Genomic DNA, 14,793 nt, shown 5'->3' on the forward strand with positions numbered 1-14,793 from the left:
ATGGATAGGGCAACCTACGACAATATGGCGCGGATCGACGGCGACCATTGGTGGTTCGTCGCGAGGCGGCGGATCATCGCCGCGCTGATCGAGCGTCACGCCCCGGCCAAGCGCCCCTTGCGCATCCTTGAGGTGGGTGCGGGCACGGGCTCCAACATCCAGCTGCTCCAGCGTTACGGCACGGTCGACGCGATCGAGCCCGACGACGGCGCGCGCGCGGTGGCGACGGCGCGGACGGGCGTGGCGGTGAAGAGCGGCTATCTGCCGGACGTGCCGCTGGACGATGGCGCCTACGACCTGATCGTGCTGCTCGACGTGCTGGAGCATATCCCCGACGACCGCATGGCCCTGGAGACGCTGCGGCCGAAGCTGGCGCCGGGCGGGCGGCTGATGGTGACGGTGCCGGCGATGCCGTGGCTGTGGAGCGCGCATGATGTCGCCCACCATCACCAGCGGCGCTATACGGGCGGCAGCCTGAAGGACGTGTTCGGCCGCACCGGCTATCGCCTGCGCCACCGCAGCCACTTCAACACCATCCTCTTCCCCGCCATCGTCGCGGCGCGCGCGCTGGGCAAGGTGACGGGGCGCGAAGGCGGCGACGACGCGATGCCCTCGCCCGCGGTCAACAAGCTGCTGACCGGCCTGTTCGGCGCCGAGCGGGGGCTGGTGGCGAAGGCGTCGCTGCCGTTCGGCGTCAGCTTGGCCGCGGTGGCGGAGCCGGCCTGACGACGCGGTAGAGGATGCCCGAGCGGGCGCCCTGCCAGACGCGGCGCAGATCGGGGTCGGACACGCCCTCGTTCACCGGGCGATCGATCATCCAGAAATAGTCGAAGGCGGCGCGCGGGAAGTTCGCGACCGTGTCGGCCAGGCGCGGCTCGCCGTTGCGGTGGCAGCGCTCGGGCCGCAGCAGCTGCGTCGGATCGCCGGCGAAGCGGCCCGCGGCCTTGTGGCGGATCGAGAGCAGTTGCGCGCCCGCCATCGCCCACTGGCCGTTCACGAACGCCTCGCGCCGGGCGATCGCGACCGAGCCGAGATGGTCCATCCGGCTATAGTGCCACACGCCCGAGCAGGGCAGGTTGATCAGCACGAGGATGCGGCTGCCGCGCGGCACATGATCGAGCGCCTCGAGCTGGCGGGCATAGCCGCGGTCGAGCGCGCGATAGTTGAACGTCGTCCCCGCCATGCGCGCGCCGAAGAAGGCGAGCGCAGCCACAGCCACCCACGGCGCCCGCCGCGCCAGCTTCCCCACAGGCGCCAGCGCCAGCACGCCGATGCCAAGCACGTAGGGCGCCAGCCGCATGTCGGCATAGGCCGAGCCGAGCAGGATGCGCGGGATCAGCACATAGGCGATGGCGAGCGCCAGCGCGGCGAAGCCGAGCCGCCGCTCGATCCGGAAGCCGATGCGGGCGATGCCGAACACGATCAGCAGCCACATCGCCGCGACCGAGGCGAGATCCCACACCATCCAGCGATCGCGCAGCGCCGCCAGCATCCAGAGATATTTGGCGCGGAAGTTGAACCAGTCGGTCGTCTGCCCCGCGACCGCGCCCGATCGCCATGCCAGCATGAGCAGGATCGGCGGGGCGAGCGGGAGCGATGACAGGCCGGCATGCCAGCCGGTGTGCAGCCAGTTGCGCCCGGTCGCCCGCCAGCGGATCCATTCCGCTGCGAACACCATGACGCTGAGCGCGCACCAGCCATAGGTGTGGCACACCCACAGGATCGGCCCGATCGGCACGAACAATGCCGCGCGCAGTCCGATGCGCCCCTGTCGCCCGAGCCGCAGCCACAGGCCGAAGGCACAGAAGGCCAGCGCCATGGACAGGCAGTAATTGGCGAAGCCGAACTGGAAGGGATAGCCGTAGATGGCCGGCAAGGCGGCCGCCGCGGTGGCGGGCAGGCGGCCATGCGCCTCGCGCGCGCTCCACAGCAGGCCAGCGGCGGCGAGCATGGGAATGGCGATGATGATGGCGCGAACCGTCGGCTCCAGCCCGAACAGCGGCGCGAACACCTCGACCAGGAGATCGACGCCGAGATTGCCGAGTAGCGCCCACTGGAAGCCGTAATAGCGCCCGAGGAAGGGCGACGTGTCGTGATCCAGCTGCACGCGATAGCGGCCGAGATGGCCGAGCAGGTCGGTCAGCGGCGGCAGCTGCACCGTCAGCAGCGGCACGGCCGCAAGGCAGACGAGCAGGGCGGCATAGGTGCGTGTCTGCCACCAGCGGAGCTTATCGCTCTCGATCATCGCGACTTTTCGACTTCCCCTTGAACGCCGCCCTCATGCGTCAGCCGCGGCGGGCATGCAAAGGGGGATCAGCGGCGGATGCGCCAGACCGACAGTGTGGACCCGGGCAATCGCACGCGCTCCGCCCACGCCAAACGGCGCCCGCCGGCAAGCTGCGCCCAAAAACCGCGTGGCGCGGTCTCGCGATAATAGGTCATCTCCGCCGAGGCGGGGCAGGCGACCAGCCAGGCGATGCGGCGCCGCGCGAGAATGGCGCGCGCCTGCTCCGGTGTGCCGAGGAAGGTGGCGAGCGTATCGTGCAGGCCGGCGACGTTGCGGTGGTGCGCGCTGGCGACGACGCGGTGCGACGTCGTCATCAGCAGGCCGGGGCCGAGATCGATGCCCGCCATCACGTTGGAGCGCGGCAGGAGGGCGGCGGTGGCGAGATTTCGCGTGGTGTCGCAGGGCAGGGCGTCTGCCCCGGCCGGCGATTTCGCCTCGGGCCGGTGCCGCAGCGCATCGATCCATTGCACCGCCAGTGCGGGCGCGGGAGGGAGTGTCAGCAGCAGCGCGCCGGTGCTGCCCAGCACGCGGACGGCGCCCGGCGGGAGCCGGTCCACTCGCGCGAACACCGCCGCCATCAGTGCCCCGCCCGCAGGCAGCGCGAGCACGTTCGCCACCGCACCTGCGCGCTGGACGAGAGCGGTCGCCAGCGTCGCGGCGAGCAGCATGAACAGGTAATCGGCCCAGGTGGAGCGATCGGCAGAACGCGCCCGCGCCATCCAGCCGCTCGCCAGCGCGACCAGCGGCCAGCCGATGGCCGATGCGGCGGCGGGCCAGCCGATCCGCCAGACGGGCAGCCCTTCCAGCACGTTCTGATACCAGTGGCGCTGCACGAGCGGATCGAGCGCAGCGAAAGCGCCCCGCGTGCAGGCAGGCGCGAGCCCTACATAGAGGGCAGCCGCCACGGCTCCGGCCAGCGCCAGCGCACCGGCCCGGATCGCGAGGGTGCGGCCCGCCAGCGTTGCCGCCCAGAGCGATAGCGCGATGGCGCCGAGCGCGAGCAGATGCACCGGGGACAGCGCATCGCACACGGGCGCGCGCCAATCGGCCGCAGGGCGGAGCAGCGCGAAGACGAGCGCCGCGGTGAGCGGCAGCGTGCCGGCAAAGCCCCGCAGCCGCGCGCCCGCTTCCGCATCGCCGCTCGTCAGCCAGCGCCAGCCGAGCAGCACGCCCGCAGCGGCGCAGACCGGCAATCCCTCCAGCGAGATGGTCAGCCACACAGCGGCAAGTGCGCCGGCGATGCGGCCACCCCGCCGCGCATCTCGGTCGAGCAGGTTCAGCACCAGGCCGAGTGCCAGCACCATCTGCCAGCCATGATGATCGATGCGGAGCGGCCGCAGCTGCTGCATGGCTCCCGTGGTCAGCGGCAGCAGCAGCGCCGCGCCGAGACCTGTACGCGGCCCGATCAGCCGCCGCCCGAGCGCCGCCGCCAACCCCATGGCGATGCCGAGCGTCAGCGCGGGCACGATCAGCACCGCCGCCTGCTCCGCGCCGCTCGCACCGATCAACGGCCGCAGCATGACGATGATGGCGGCGATCGGCAGATCGACCAGCCGCGACCAGTGCATCGACGCCCCCCAGGGCGCATTCAGCCTGTGCTGGGAAACGTCGCGCCATGCCTGGCCGCCAAGCCAGTCGCGCACTTCGACCAATCGCAGGCGATCATCGGAGTCGGGGAAGTCCCACGCGGCGATCGAGCCCGCACAGGCGATCAGATAGGCGGCGGCGGCGAGCAGCCACAGCAGGCCGACGCCCGCCCAGAATCGCCGCGCCGCCATGGCCTGGGCGATCAGGCCGCCTTCAGCCGCACGGGCACCGCGCGCTCGGATGACAGAGCGGCCATCCGCCCAGTTTCTGCGCCCTCGTCGCCCGCCTCGTGGTACTCGGCGTCCTCGTTCACCGTCCAGATGTCGTGGCGGCGGCGGCCTGCCTCGATATTCCGGACAGTCAGCATCGCCGTCATCATCGCATGATCCTGGTTGTTGTAGCGATGCATGCCGTTGCGGCCGACAAGGTGCAGCGTCGGATAGCGCGTCTCCAGCTCGTCGCGGATCGCCTCGACATGCGCCTTGTAGGCGTCGTCATAGACCGGATAGGCCTTCTCCTGCCGCACCACCGTGCCGCCGATGACGGTCGCCGGATCGGCCAGCCCCATCACCGCCAGCTCGCGCGTGGCGAGCGCGACCAGCGCATCATCGTCCATCGACCACAGGCCGTCACCGGCGAAGCAGAAATATTCGAGGCCGACGCAGGCGACGCCCTCGTCCGGCACCATTTCGGGCGACCAGCTGCGGAAATTCTGGATGCGGCCGACCTGCACGCGCGGATCGTGGATGTAGATCCAGTTGTCAGGAAACAGATCGTCGGCGCGGATCATCAACGCGACGGTCAGGAAATCGCGATAGTTGAGCGCCATGGCGTGCGGCAGGCTGGCGGGCAGCGGGTGGATGCGGCCGACCAGCTCCCGGATCGGCGCGGACGAGATGACGTGCTCCGCCTCGATCGTCACGCGCCCGTCCGGCCCGTCGGCGGCGACGCGCCACGTGCCGTCCGCCTCGCTCAGTTGCGCGAGGCTGTGGCCCATCAGCACGCGGTTGCCACCCGCCACGACCGAATCGCGGGCTGCCTCCCACATCATGCCGGGCCCTTTCCGCGGATAGCGGAAGCTCTCCAGCAGCGTCTTGGTCTCCATGCCGTCGTTCGGCCGCTTGTTGAGGCCGAGCGAGCGCTTCAGCCCGTCGAGCACGGCGGCGCCGAGGCTCAGCCCCTTGATCCGCTGCGCCGCCCAGTCGGCGGAGATTTCGTGGCAGGCCATGCCCCACACCTTCTCGGTGTAGGTCTGGAAGAAGATGGAGAAGAGCTTCTCGCCGAACTGGTTGGTCACCCAGTCCTGGAAGGAGCGCACGTCGCGCCTGGGAAACGCCTTGGCCTTGGCGAAGCTCGCCATGCAGAGCGCCGAGCGGATCGGCCCGAGGTTCCACAGCGCCTCGAACGCGCGCAGCGGATAGCTGTAGAATTTGCCCTCGTAGAAGATGCGGCTCATCCGCGGGCGCTGGATGAAATCGTGGGGCAGGATCTCGTTCCAGAGGTCGACCACCTCCTTGGACTTCGAGAAGAAGCGATGCCCGCCGATATCGAAGCGGTAGCCGTCATGCTCCACCGTGCGGCTGATCCCGCCGACATAGACGGGATCGCGCTCGATTACGGTCACGCTGCGGCCTGCCTTGGTCAGCAGATAGGCGGCGGTCAGCCCCGCGGGCCCTGCGCCGACGATCGCGACATCCACCTTGTCAGTCATCCGCCTGCAATCCCGTCCACTTTGGTCGGCTTCGGCGATGCGGCCGCAGCCGCTAAATAGTGGTTAACGATGTGTGATCCGTGGTGCGGGCAAGTTGGGCATGACGCTGCCGGCCGGCTTACCTATAGGCGCCAGGCCCCATGATCCGCCGCCGTCCCGATCTCTTCCTGCTCATCCCTATCGTCGCGCTCGGCGTGGCGCTCAGGCTGTGGCACGCCTTCTCGGCGCCCTTGTGGCTGGATGAGGCCTATAGCGCCTATGCCGCGGGCAAGGGCTGGGCCTTCCTGTGGCAGATCGTGCCGCGCTACGAGACGCACCCGCCTTTCTATTATTCACTGCTGCGCGGCTGGACGCTCGCATTCGGCGACGGCCGGGTGGCGCTCCGCTCGCTCGGCGTGGCGGCCTCGATCCTGACGCTGTTGCCGGTGTGGCTGGCGGGGCGCTCGCTCGGGCGGATGGCGGGCTCCGATCCGCGCTGGGTGGGGCTGGCGGCGGTGCTGCTCGCCGCATCGGCGCCGCTGTTCGGCGACATGGCGCAGCAGGTGCGCCCCTATGCGGTGCTGATCTTCAGCTTCGCCACTGCGATCGCCGCCTTGCTGCGAAGCGCCGAGGGCGTGGCGGCGACGGGGCGGCTGCCGCGTGTGGCATGGGGTGCCTATGTCGCAGCGCTGGCGCTGTGCCTGTGGCTGCACAATCTCGGGCCGCTCTACGCCGCCGCGCTGGGGCTGGCGGCGCTGGTGCTGATCGCGCGGGCGGGCCTGTCGCGCCGCGAGTGGCTGCTGTTCCTCGGCGGGCATGCGCTGGCGGGGCTGCTCTATCTGCCCGCTTTCCTGATCCTGCTCGATCAGGCGCCGACCTGGATCAAATCGACCTGGCTGACCTTCCGCACCGGTGCGCTGGAGTGGCGCGTGGCGGCGTTGTGGGGCGTGCCGGGGCGCGTCGCCCTGTGGGCGGCGCTGCCGCTTGTGCTGCTGGCGCTGCTCGCCTGCGTGCGGACGGGGGCGGGGCGGCGCGCCGGGTTCGCGCTCGCGCTGCTGGCGGTGCTGCCGGTGGCGACGTCGATCCTGCTGTCCGTCTGGGTGACGCCCGTTTTCATCATCCGCACGATGACACCGTGCGGCATTCCCGCGCTGCTGCTGCTGGCGCTTGGCATGGCGGGGCAGCGCGGCTGGCTGCGTCTTCTCGCGGTGCCGCTCGGCCTGCTGCTCGTGCACCAGCAGATCCAGGCGAGCATCGCCGCACGGCAGCGGCCGCCGATGCAGGACTGGGCGCATGCGCTGCGATGGCTGGCGCCGCGCATACGGCCAGGCGACATGCTCTATGCCTATCCGAACGAGGGCGCGCTGCCGTTCAGCTATGCGGCGCGCGATCTTGGCCTGACCCTACCGGTGCGTGCGGTGCCGACGCCGGTGCCGTCGTTCGACGTGCCCGGTGCCTGGTATCCGACGGGCAGCCGCGGCGTCGTATCGCTGCCGAAGCCGGCGCTGGAGCGGATCGCCGCGGAGCCCGCCACGCGAGCGGTGCCGACCGTGTGGCTGCTCCGCCTCGGCCCGTGGGCCTATGACAAGGGCGACCTGTTCGCCCGCGCGTTGCTGCGCGATCGCCGCATCGTCGGCCGCTACCGCAATGGCGCGATCGACCTTGTCGGCCTGCGCCGCGCCGAGCGTTAGCCGCCGGGGCCCATGATCGGGCCGGATGCCGGCGTCGGCTTCGGCGCATCTTCCAGCAGCTTGGCGATGGCGGTGGCGCGGCGATCCTCCGCCGCATAGTCGATCGCCGACTTGCCGGTGACGCGGTCCGCCTGCTTCGGATTGGCGCCGAGCGACAGGAGCGTGCGCACCGTCGCCAGATCGCGCGCCTGCACCGCCAGGATCAGCGGGGTTTCCCCGCGATTGTTCGGCAGGTTCACCGTCTGGCGGGTGGCGAGGTAGCGCACCGCCTCGGGAAAGCCGATCTGCGCCGCGATTGCGAGCGGTGTGTTGCCGTCGCGGTCGCGCGCGTCCACCTTGGCGTTGTTCGCCACGATGAACTGCACCCAGGTGAGATCGCGCCGCTTGGTGACGATGTGGAGCGCGGTATCGCCATCGTCGCCGCGCGTGTTGACGATGCTGGTGCCCGGCTTGTCGAGCGCCTCTGTCACCTTCGTCCCGTCGCGATCCTTGACCGCCTTCAGGAAATTATAGCTTTCGGAGAATTGCGCCGCGGCCGGGCTGGCCAGCGCCATTGCGACGGCTGCCGCGATCCCCACATGATAGACACGCATGAACAATACCCTGCGACCCGCTTGCTCCGCCCGGATTAGCAAAGCATGGCTGCCTCTGCCATGAACAAAGCCCCTTTTCTCGCCGCTTTACTGCCGCTCGCGCTGCTCGTCGCCGGATGCGATCGCGCGGCGCCGGTGGAGGAGGCGCCGCTTGCCGGTGCGAAGCTGGGCGGGCCCTTCGCGCTCACCGACCAGGACGGGCGCGCGGTGACGGACCGCAGCTTCGCCGGCCGCTATCGCCTCGTCTATTTCGGCTACACCTATTGCCCGGACGTGTGCCCGACCTCGCTGCAGGTGCTGATGGGCGGCTATCACCAGTTCGCCAAGGCGTCGCCGGATGCGGCGAAGAAGGTCGTGCCGATCCTCGTCACGGTCGATCCCGAGCGGGACACGCCGGCGGTGATGAAGCAATATGTCGCCGCGTTCGGACCCGAGCTGGTCGGCCTGACCGGCACGCCCGCGGCGATTGCGGACGCGGCCAGGCGTTATGGCGTCTCCTACGGCAAGCGGCAGGATGAGGGAGCGAGCGGCTATCTGATGGATCACGTCTCCGCCGCCATCCTGTTCGGGCCGGCGGGTGAGCCGATCGCGCTGGTGCCGCAGGACGGCACGCGCGACCAGGTGGCCGCCGAACTCGCCAAGTGGGTCCGGTGAGCGACCGCTTCTGGGAGACGACGCCGCTGGAGCGGATGAGCCGTGCGCAGTGGGAATCGCTGTGTGACGGCTGCGGCAAATGCTGCATCCACAAGCTGGAGGATGACGAGACGGGCGAGGTGTTCCCGACCAACGTCGCCTGCCGCCTGCTCGATCGCCGCACCGGCTTCTGCCGCGATTACCGCAATCGCCGCGCCTACGTGCCCGAATGCGTCCGGCTGACCCCCGCCAAGCTCGACCAGCTCGATTGGCTGCCCGGCACCTGCGCCTATCGTCGCCTGCGCGACGGCAAGCCGCTGCCCGAGTGGCACTATCTCGTGTCCGGTGATCGCGAATCGGTCCACCGCGCGGGCGAGAGCGTGCGTGGCTGGACGGTGAGCGAGGACGAGGCGGGCGAGCTGGAGCTGCACATCGTGGACCGGGAGCTGTGACGACGGCTCTTTCGTCGATCCCGTTCGTGCTGAGCCTGTCGAAGCACCGTTCTTCCTCTCCGCGCGCGACAAGGAAGCACGGCCCTTCGACAGGCTCAGGGCGAACGTAAGCCCTGCAGCCGGATCGCGGGGTGGCGCCCCTCCGCCGTATGGCCGACCTGCCCGCGTTTCGTGGCGGCGAGACCGAGCGGGTGCTGACCCTGGTGCGCCACCCACGCGCGCGGCGGATGCGGCTGGCGGTCGATCCGCGCGACGGCACCGTTCGCCTGACCCTGCCGCCCCGCGCCGCACTCGCCCCCGCGCTCGACTGGGTGGAGGAGCATCGCGCGTGGATCGAGGCGCGGCTGGCGCGTGTCGCGCCGCGCACCGGCTTCGCTCCCGGTGCCGTGCTGCCGTTCGAGGGCGAGCTGCTGACCGTGGTGCACGATCCTGCCGGACCGCGCTCCGTGCAGCAGGAGGGCGAGCGGCTGATCGTCGGTGGGCCGGCGGAGCATGTCGAGGCGCGGCTGGCGCGCTGGCTGAAAGCGCAGGCGCTGGCGCGGCTGGAGGCGGCAACGCGGGAGATTGCCGCGGTGGCGGGCGTGACGGTGGCGCGGGTGGCGGTGGGCGATCCCAGGACGCGCTGGGGCAGCTGCTCGTCCGACGGCGACATACGCTATAGCTGGCGGCTGATCCTCGCGCCCCCGTTCGTGCTGCGCGCGACGGTTGCGCACGAACTGGCGCACCGGCTGCACATGGATCACTCGCCCGCCTTCCACGCCGCCGTCTCGCGGCTGCTGGGCACGTCGCCCGGGCCGGCGACCCGCTGGCTGCGCGCGCATGGCGCGGCACTCTACGGGTTCGGCGGGAGCTCCTGAGGATCGCGCCGGCGGTCGCGTTCGCGATCGCGGTTGCGCTCGCGCCGGAAGTCGCGTTCCTCGGGCTCGGGGGTGCCGCGCAGCACGCCGTCGAGCCATTGCCGGTCGAGCCGGGGCGGCGCCTCCTCCTCCTCTTGCGGGAGCTCCGCACCGTCGGGCGGCGGCGCGCCGGCATCTTCCGGCGCTGCGGCGGGGCCGCCGCCGCCGAGCGGCAGGCCATTTTCGTCCACCAGCCCCTCGTCGGGTGCGCCGTAATAGGCCTCTTCGTCGGGCTCCAGCTGCCAGTCGGGGAGCGTCACCTCGCTGTCGAACGCCTCCACCGGGCGCTTGGCGACCGCGGTCTGCATGAACGAGGCGAAGGCGCGCGCCGGTGCGCGGCCGCCCTGAAGCCCGCCGACCGCCTTGGCGTCATCACGACCCATCCACACGCCGGTAGTGATGCCCGACGAGAAGCCGAGGAACCAGCCATCCTTGTTGGACGAGGTGGTGCCCGTCTTGCCCGCGACCGGTCGGCCGATCTGCGCCGCGCGGGCGGTGCCGGTGTTGACCGCGGTCTGCAGCAGGTCGGTCATCTGCGCGGCCACATTGGGCGCGACCAGCACGCGCGACATGTCCGGCTTCTGTTCGTAGAGCAGCTCGCCATTCTGCTTGGTCACGCGCAGGATGCCGTAGGGCACGACGGCGACGCCCTTGGCGCTGATCTCGGCAAAGGCGCGCGTCATGTCGATCAGCCGCACGTCGGACGTGCCCAGCACCATCGAGGGATGCGTGTTGATCGGCGTCGAGATGCCGAAGCGGCGGGCCATGTCCGCCACCGTCTGGAAGCCGACTTCCGAGCCGATCTTGGCGGCGATGGTGTTGATCGAGAAGGCGAAGGCGGTGCGCAGGTCGATCTGGCCGGAGAAGCGCCGCGACGAGTTTCGCGGGCTCCAGCCGTCGATCGTCACCGGCTCATCGACGACGCCCTGATTGGGCGTGTAGCCCGCCTCCAGTGCGGCCAGATAGACGAACAGCTTGAACGCGGAGCCCGGCTGGCGGACCGCCTGCGTTGCGCGATTGTAGATGGACGAGACATAATCCTTGCCGCCCACCATCGCGCGCACCGCGCCATCCCGGTCGAGCGCGACGAGCGCGCCCTGCAGGCCGGCGGGCGTGTTCTGGCGAATGGCATTGTCCGCCGCGCGCTGCATGTTGAGGTCGAGCGTGGTCCAAACCTCGATCGGGTCGGTCGTCTCGTCGATCAGCGTCGGCAGCTGCGCCAGCGCCCAGTCGGTGAAATAGCGGACGCTGTTCTGCTTCGGCTCGGGCGCGAGGCGCACGTCCTCGGGGCGGGCGGCATCGGCCTCGGCGGCGTTGATCGCGCCAGCATCGCGCATCACCTCCAGCACCACGCGCGCGCGCTCCACCGCTGCCTCGGCATCGGCAGACGGCGAATAGTTGGATGGTGCCTTGACCAACCCTGCGATGATCGCCGCCTCGCCCAGGCTCAGCCTGTCCGCGGGATGGCCGTAGAATTTCCGGCTTGCCGCATCGATGCCATAGGCACCGCCGCCGAAATAGACGCGGTTGAGATAGAGTTCGAGGATCTCGCGCTTGGAGAATTTCCATTCCAGCGCCATCGCCAGGATCGCCTCGCGCAGCTTGCGGCCGAGCGAATAGCTCTGGTTGAGGAAGATGTTACGCGCGAGCTGCTGCGTGATCGTGGACGCGCCCTGGAGGCGGCGGCCGGTGCCGCGCCGCTCGAACGCAAGCCAAGTCGAGCGCGCGATGCCGATCGGGTCGATGCCGGGATGGCTGTAGAAGCGGCGATCCTCCACCGCGACAATCGCCTCCGTCATCACGCCGGGGATGCGATCATAGGGCAGCCACTGGCCGTAGGACGGCCCGAGCGAGACGATCACCGTGCCGTCCGCGGCATGGACGCGCATCATCTGCCCATTGGGCGAGGATTTCAGCTCATCATAGCCGGGCAGCGAGGCGACGGCGATGCCGACGGCGATGGCCAGCGCGACCAGCCCGGCGACAAGCCCGAACAGCGCGATCTTCCACGCGAGCGCCAGCCGCGCGCGGGCTTTCGATCGGGCAGGGCGGGGGGAGGCGGCCATGGGGGTGGACCGGCGGATTACGCGCTAACCATCGCCGCCACAAGCGGAAGCGGCGACGGCTGGCCGCGCGCCTGCGCTCACTGGGCGGCGCCGATGCGCGTGGCGCGCGCCAGCAGCGGCAGTGCGCCGGGCAAACCCAGCAGCGCCATGGCGGCGGGGCGGAGCGCGGGCCGCTCGGCAAGGAAGCGGGCGAGGCCGGCGACGCCGAGGGGGCGGGCGGCGCGGGCCGCGAAGCGCCGCTGGTGGAGCGGGGCGCCGGCCGGCCCGTGGCGAAGCCAGGCAGCGGCGGCATGGCCGGCCCCGGCCAGCGCGATGGCGACGCCATCTCCCGCGAGGCTGGCGATCACCGCCGCCTGATCGCCCAGCCGGAACAGGCCGGGTTCGGTCGCCCGCGCGAGCCAGCCATAAGGCACGCCCGCAATCGCCGACCAGCCGGCGGCACCGGCGGCACGCTCAACCAGCAACGGTGCCTCCTGTGTCAGCGCGCCGAGCAAGGCGGGGCCGCCGCCCGCCTCCACGCGCGCGGGATCGATCGACAGGCACAGATTGGCGCGGCCATCCTCCTGCAGAAGCAGGCCGGCGTAGCCGCCGTCGAGAAGGTGCAGCTCGATCGTGCCGGCAAGCGCGCGGGTGAGCGCAGCACCGGCCGGGATCGTCGCGCGCAGACCGACCGAGCGGGGCTGACGGGCCGGGCGGGCGAGGCCGCGCAGCTCATGCTTGCCGGTGGCGAGGAACAGGGCGGGGGCGGAGAGCGCGCTGCCGTCCGCCAGATGCAGCGTGCGTCCCTCGGCACGGCGGATCGTCACGCCGCGCTCCACCCCTGCGCCCGCGCGCGTGGCGGCGGTGAGCAGGGCTTCGTCCAGTGTGCGGCGCGACAGGCCCGCGGCGGGGCGGGGCAGGTCGGCCTCCGCCACATGCTCGCCCGCAACGATGCGGACGCGGCGGATCGGGTGCGCGCCGAGTGCATCCACGTCGATGCCGAGCCGGGCGAGCGAGGCGAGCGCATCCCAGCCGAGGAAGCCGCCGCACACCGGATCATGTGCCTCGCGCGTCCGCTCGAGCAGGAGTGGGGGCCGGCCGGCGCGGGCGAGCGCGATGGCCGCCGCTGCGCCTGCGGGGCCGCCGCCCGCGATCAGGGCGGGGCCGCTCACCGCAGCCGCTCGACGCAGAGGCGGAAGGGGAAGCGGCGAACGACACGCGCGTCGGCGATGCCGGCACGGGCGAGGATGGCGTGCCACTCGGCCGGGCGGAAGGATCGCGCGATGGACAGCGTGCCGTCCTCGCGCACGATCCGGTGCCAGCGCATGGCGCGGGCAAGCAAAGGATAGCCGGCATATGCGAGACGGTGGCGGTGAAGATCGTTGACGAGCCAGGCGCGCGCCGCCCGCGCCTCGGAGAAGCGAAGGTAACGGTCGAGCTGGTCCTCGCTCATGTGGTGCGTGACGAGCGAGGAGACGATCAGGTCGAACGATTCGGGCTGATCGGCATAATCGCCGGTACGATAGTCGATGGGCAGGCCGGCCGGCGTCGCGGCGCGGGCGGCGGGCGCGGCATTGGGGTTGAGATCGACGCCGACCAGCCGCGCCTCGATCCCCCGTTTCGCGGCCCAGCGGGCGATCGCGCGCAGCATGTCCCCCTCGCCCGATCCGACGTCGAGCAGGGAGAAGCTCCGCCTGCCTTTCAGCGCGCGCGCGAGGAAGGCGAGCGTGGGGCGGCGGGCGAGCGTCAGTGTGTTCACCTGCGCAAGATCGGCCAGCACCGCGGCGAGCGTTTCGGGCGGCAGATCGGCCGCATCCATCTGCTCCTCCTCGCGTGAGCGGAGCGCGAGGCGGCTCATGCGGTGCGACGGAAGCGGATGCCCTCGGCCGCCAGCCCCGGCCCGAAGGCGAGCGCGACCCCCGCGCCATCGACGCCGCGCGCAAGCTGGCGGGCGAGCACGAACATCAGGGTGGCCGACGACATGTTGCCGAACGAGTCGAGCACCGCCCGCGAATCGGCCAACGCGTCGGGCGGTAATCCGAGCGCGCCCTCCACCGCATCGAGGATCGAGCGGCCGCCGGCATGCACCGCCCACGCAGTCGGCGCGCCATCCAGCAGGGTCGCGGCGAGCGCGGGATCGCCGAGCGCGGTGGCGATGCGGCCGGGCACCTCGCCCGACAGGTGCATGGCAAAGCCCTGGTCGCCGATGGTCCAGCGGATCAGCGCCTCCGAGTCGGGCAGCGCGACGGAGAAGGGCCGCTCCAGTGCCAGCCCCGCGCCGTCGCCGGTGACGAGCGCGGCGGCGGCGCCATCGCCGAACTGGAGCATGGCGAGCAACGGCTCCAGCCGGGTCTCGTCCTGCAAGTGCAAGGTCGACAGCTCCACCGTCACCACCAGCACGCGCGCGCCCGGCTCCGACCGCGCGATGTGATAGGCAAGGCGCAGCGCCGCAATCGCGGCGTAGCAGCCCATATAGCCGACCAGCGTCCGCTCCACGCCCGGCGACAGGCCGAGGCGGGCGGCGACGATCTGGTCGATTCCGGGCGCGACGAAGCCGGTGCAGCTCGCCACGACGAGGTGGGTGATGCCGTCCAGCGGAACCTGTTCGGCCAGCCGGCCGATCGCGGCCATCGCCAGATCGGGCGCCGCCTCGGCGTAGAGCGCCATGCGCGCGGCGGTGGAGGGGAAGCGCTCCGGCGCATAGAAGCCGCCGCCGAGCGCGCCGGCCGGCAGCACCGACCAGCGATGGCGGATGCCGGCGCGGGCCGCCATGCGGGCGAAGACCGCGCGCGTGCGGCCATCCAGCCGCGCCTCCGCCCAGTCGAGGAAGGAAGCGTGGATATCATGATCGGGCACCGCGGTGCCGATGGCGTTCAGGATCGCGGGCAAGACGGGCATCCGGGCACGGTGCGCCGGAAG

Annotated in this window: 13 protein-coding genes; 5 read left to right on the forward strand and 8 right to left on the reverse strand. The window is 71.1% G+C overall.

Annotation, left to right across the window (positions count from 1 at the left end; translation table 11 throughout):
• The gene (locus tag BM360_RS15080; protein WP_093315845.1) at window positions 1-726 is read left to right on the forward strand and encodes a class I SAM-dependent methyltransferase; all 726 of its coding nucleotides are present in this window, start codon (window positions 1-3) and stop codon (window positions 724-726) included.
• Here BM360_RS15080 and BM360_RS15085 read toward each other — a convergent pair.
• The 3 genes from BM360_RS15085 to BM360_RS15095 all read right to left on the reverse strand — a co-directional run bounded on the left by BM360_RS15085 (window position 695) and on the right by BM360_RS15095 (window position 5,585).
• Window positions 695-2,245, reverse strand: coding sequence for a DUF2339 domain-containing protein (locus BM360_RS15085; RefSeq protein WP_093315846.1), 1,551 nt, complete (start codon window positions 2,243-2,245; stop codon window positions 695-697). The two genes, BM360_RS15080 and BM360_RS15085, sit on opposite strands and share 32 nt — an antisense overlap.
• Window positions 2,246-2,313: 68 nt before the next feature.
• The gene (locus BM360_RS15090) at window positions 2,314-4,065 is read right to left on the reverse strand and encodes a hypothetical protein (RefSeq protein WP_093315847.1); all 1,752 of its coding nucleotides are present in this window, start codon (window positions 4,063-4,065) and stop codon (window positions 2,314-2,316) included.
• 11 nt (window positions 4,066-4,076) lie between these two features.
• A complete protein-coding gene (locus tag BM360_RS15095; protein ID WP_093315848.1) occupies window positions 4,077-5,585 on the reverse strand; it encodes an NAD(P)/FAD-dependent oxidoreductase in 1,509 nt (502 codons plus the stop codon).
• A 140-nt stretch (window positions 5,586-5,725) separates the two neighbouring features.
• On the opposite strand from BM360_RS15095, the gene BM360_RS15100 reads away from it, so the two are divergent.
• Window positions 5,726-7,255: a glycosyltransferase family 39 protein gene (locus BM360_RS15100; RefSeq protein ID WP_093315849.1), complete on the forward strand. Its 1,530-nt coding sequence runs from the start codon at window positions 5,726-5,728 to the stop codon at window positions 7,253-7,255.
• On the opposite strand, the gene BM360_RS15105 is transcribed toward BM360_RS15100, so the two are convergent.
• Window positions 7,252-7,848 (reverse strand): ankyrin repeat domain-containing protein, encoded by a 597-nt coding sequence (locus BM360_RS15105; RefSeq protein WP_093316082.1) that lies wholly within the window; start codon window positions 7,846-7,848, stop codon window positions 7,252-7,254. The two genes, BM360_RS15100 and BM360_RS15105, sit on opposite strands and share 4 nt — an antisense overlap.
• 60 nt (window positions 7,849-7,908) lie before the next feature.
• Between BM360_RS15105 and BM360_RS15110 the strand changes: the two genes are divergently transcribed.
• The 3 genes from BM360_RS15110 to BM360_RS15120 all read left to right on the forward strand — a co-directional run bounded on the left by BM360_RS15110 (window position 7,909) and on the right by BM360_RS15120 (window position 9,790).
• A complete protein-coding gene (locus BM360_RS15110) occupies window positions 7,909-8,502 on the forward strand; it encodes an SCO family protein (RefSeq protein ID WP_242653497.1) in 594 nt (197 codons plus the stop codon).
• Complete coding sequence (locus tag BM360_RS15115; protein ID WP_093315851.1) at window positions 8,490-8,933, forward strand: YcgN family cysteine cluster protein; 444 nt, start codon at window positions 8,490-8,492, stop codon at window positions 8,931-8,933. The genes BM360_RS15110 and BM360_RS15115 overlap by 13 nt, the downstream gene beginning before the upstream one ends.
• A 131-nt stretch (window positions 8,934-9,064) precedes the next feature.
• Window positions 9,065-9,790, forward strand: a complete 726-nt coding sequence (locus tag BM360_RS15120; protein ID WP_341350604.1) for a M48 family metallopeptidase — start codon at window positions 9,065-9,067, stop codon at window positions 9,788-9,790.
• On the opposite strand, the gene BM360_RS15125 is transcribed toward BM360_RS15120, so the two are convergent.
• From BM360_RS15125 to BM360_RS15140, 4 genes are all read right to left on the reverse strand, one after another.
• A complete protein-coding gene (locus tag BM360_RS15125) occupies window positions 9,766-11,895 on the reverse strand; it encodes a transglycosylase domain-containing protein (RefSeq protein WP_093315852.1) in 2,130 nt (709 codons plus the stop codon). The genes BM360_RS15120 and BM360_RS15125 overlap by 25 nt on opposite strands.
• A 77-nt stretch (window positions 11,896-11,972) precedes the next feature.
• Window positions 11,973-13,046, reverse strand: coding sequence for an NAD(P)/FAD-dependent oxidoreductase (locus BM360_RS15130; RefSeq protein WP_093315853.1), 1,074 nt, complete (start codon window positions 13,044-13,046; stop codon window positions 11,973-11,975).
• Window positions 13,043-13,732 carry a methyltransferase domain-containing protein gene (locus BM360_RS15135; protein ID WP_093315854.1) on the reverse strand — a complete coding sequence of 230 codons (690 nt, stop codon included), beginning with the start codon at window positions 13,730-13,732 and terminating at the stop codon, window positions 13,043-13,045. The genes BM360_RS15130 and BM360_RS15135 overlap by 4 nt, the downstream gene beginning before the upstream one ends.
• Entirely contained in the window at window positions 13,729-14,772 is a 1,044-nt protein-coding gene (locus BM360_RS15140) for a type III polyketide synthase (protein WP_093315855.1), read from the reverse strand. Before BM360_RS15140 ends, BM360_RS15135 begins: the two co-directional genes overlap by 4 nt.
• Window positions 14,773-14,793: the final 21 nt, after the last annotated feature.

Origin of the sequence: Sphingomonas jatrophae, assembly GCF_900113315.1 — a bacterium.
GTDB lineage: Bacteria > Pseudomonadota > Alphaproteobacteria > Sphingomonadales > Sphingomonadaceae > Sphingomonas_P > Sphingomonas_P jatrophae.

Excerpts from the sequence above, each read along its gene's own strand:
- BM360_RS15080 (WP_093315845.1), top strand. The coding sequence starts at position 1 with ATGGATAGGGCAACCTACGACAATATGGCGCGGATCGACGGCGACCAT.
- BM360_RS15085 (WP_093315846.1), bottom strand. The coding sequence starts at position 2,245 with ATGATCGAGAGCGATAAGCTCCGCTGGTGGCAGACACGCACCTATGCC.
- BM360_RS15090 (WP_093315847.1), bottom strand. The coding sequence starts at position 4,065 with ATGGCGGCGCGGCGATTCTGGGCGGGCGTCGGCCTGCTGTGGCTGCTC.
- BM360_RS15095 (WP_093315848.1), bottom strand. The coding sequence starts at position 5,585 with ATGACTGACAAGGTGGATGTCGCGATCGTCGGCGCAGGGCCCGCGGGG.
- BM360_RS15100 (WP_093315849.1), top strand. The coding sequence starts at position 5,726 with ATGATCCGCCGCCGTCCCGATCTCTTCCTGCTCATCCCTATCGTCGCG.
- BM360_RS15105 (WP_093316082.1), bottom strand. The coding sequence starts at position 7,848 with ATGCGTGTCTATCATGTGGGGATCGCGGCAGCCGTCGCAATGGCGCTG.
- BM360_RS15110 (WP_242653497.1), top strand. The coding sequence starts at position 7,909 with ATGAACAAAGCCCCTTTTCTCGCCGCTTTACTGCCGCTCGCGCTGCTC.
- BM360_RS15125 (WP_093315852.1), bottom strand. The coding sequence starts at position 11,895 with ATGGCCGCCTCCCCCCGCCCTGCCCGATCGAAAGCCCGCGCGCGGCTG.
- BM360_RS15135 (WP_093315854.1), bottom strand. The coding sequence starts at position 13,732 with ATGAGCCGCCTCGCGCTCCGCTCACGCGAGGAGGAGCAGATGGATGCG.
- BM360_RS15140 (WP_093315855.1), bottom strand. The coding sequence starts at position 14,772 with ATGCCCGTCTTGCCCGCGATCCTGAACGCCATCGGCACCGCGGTGCCC.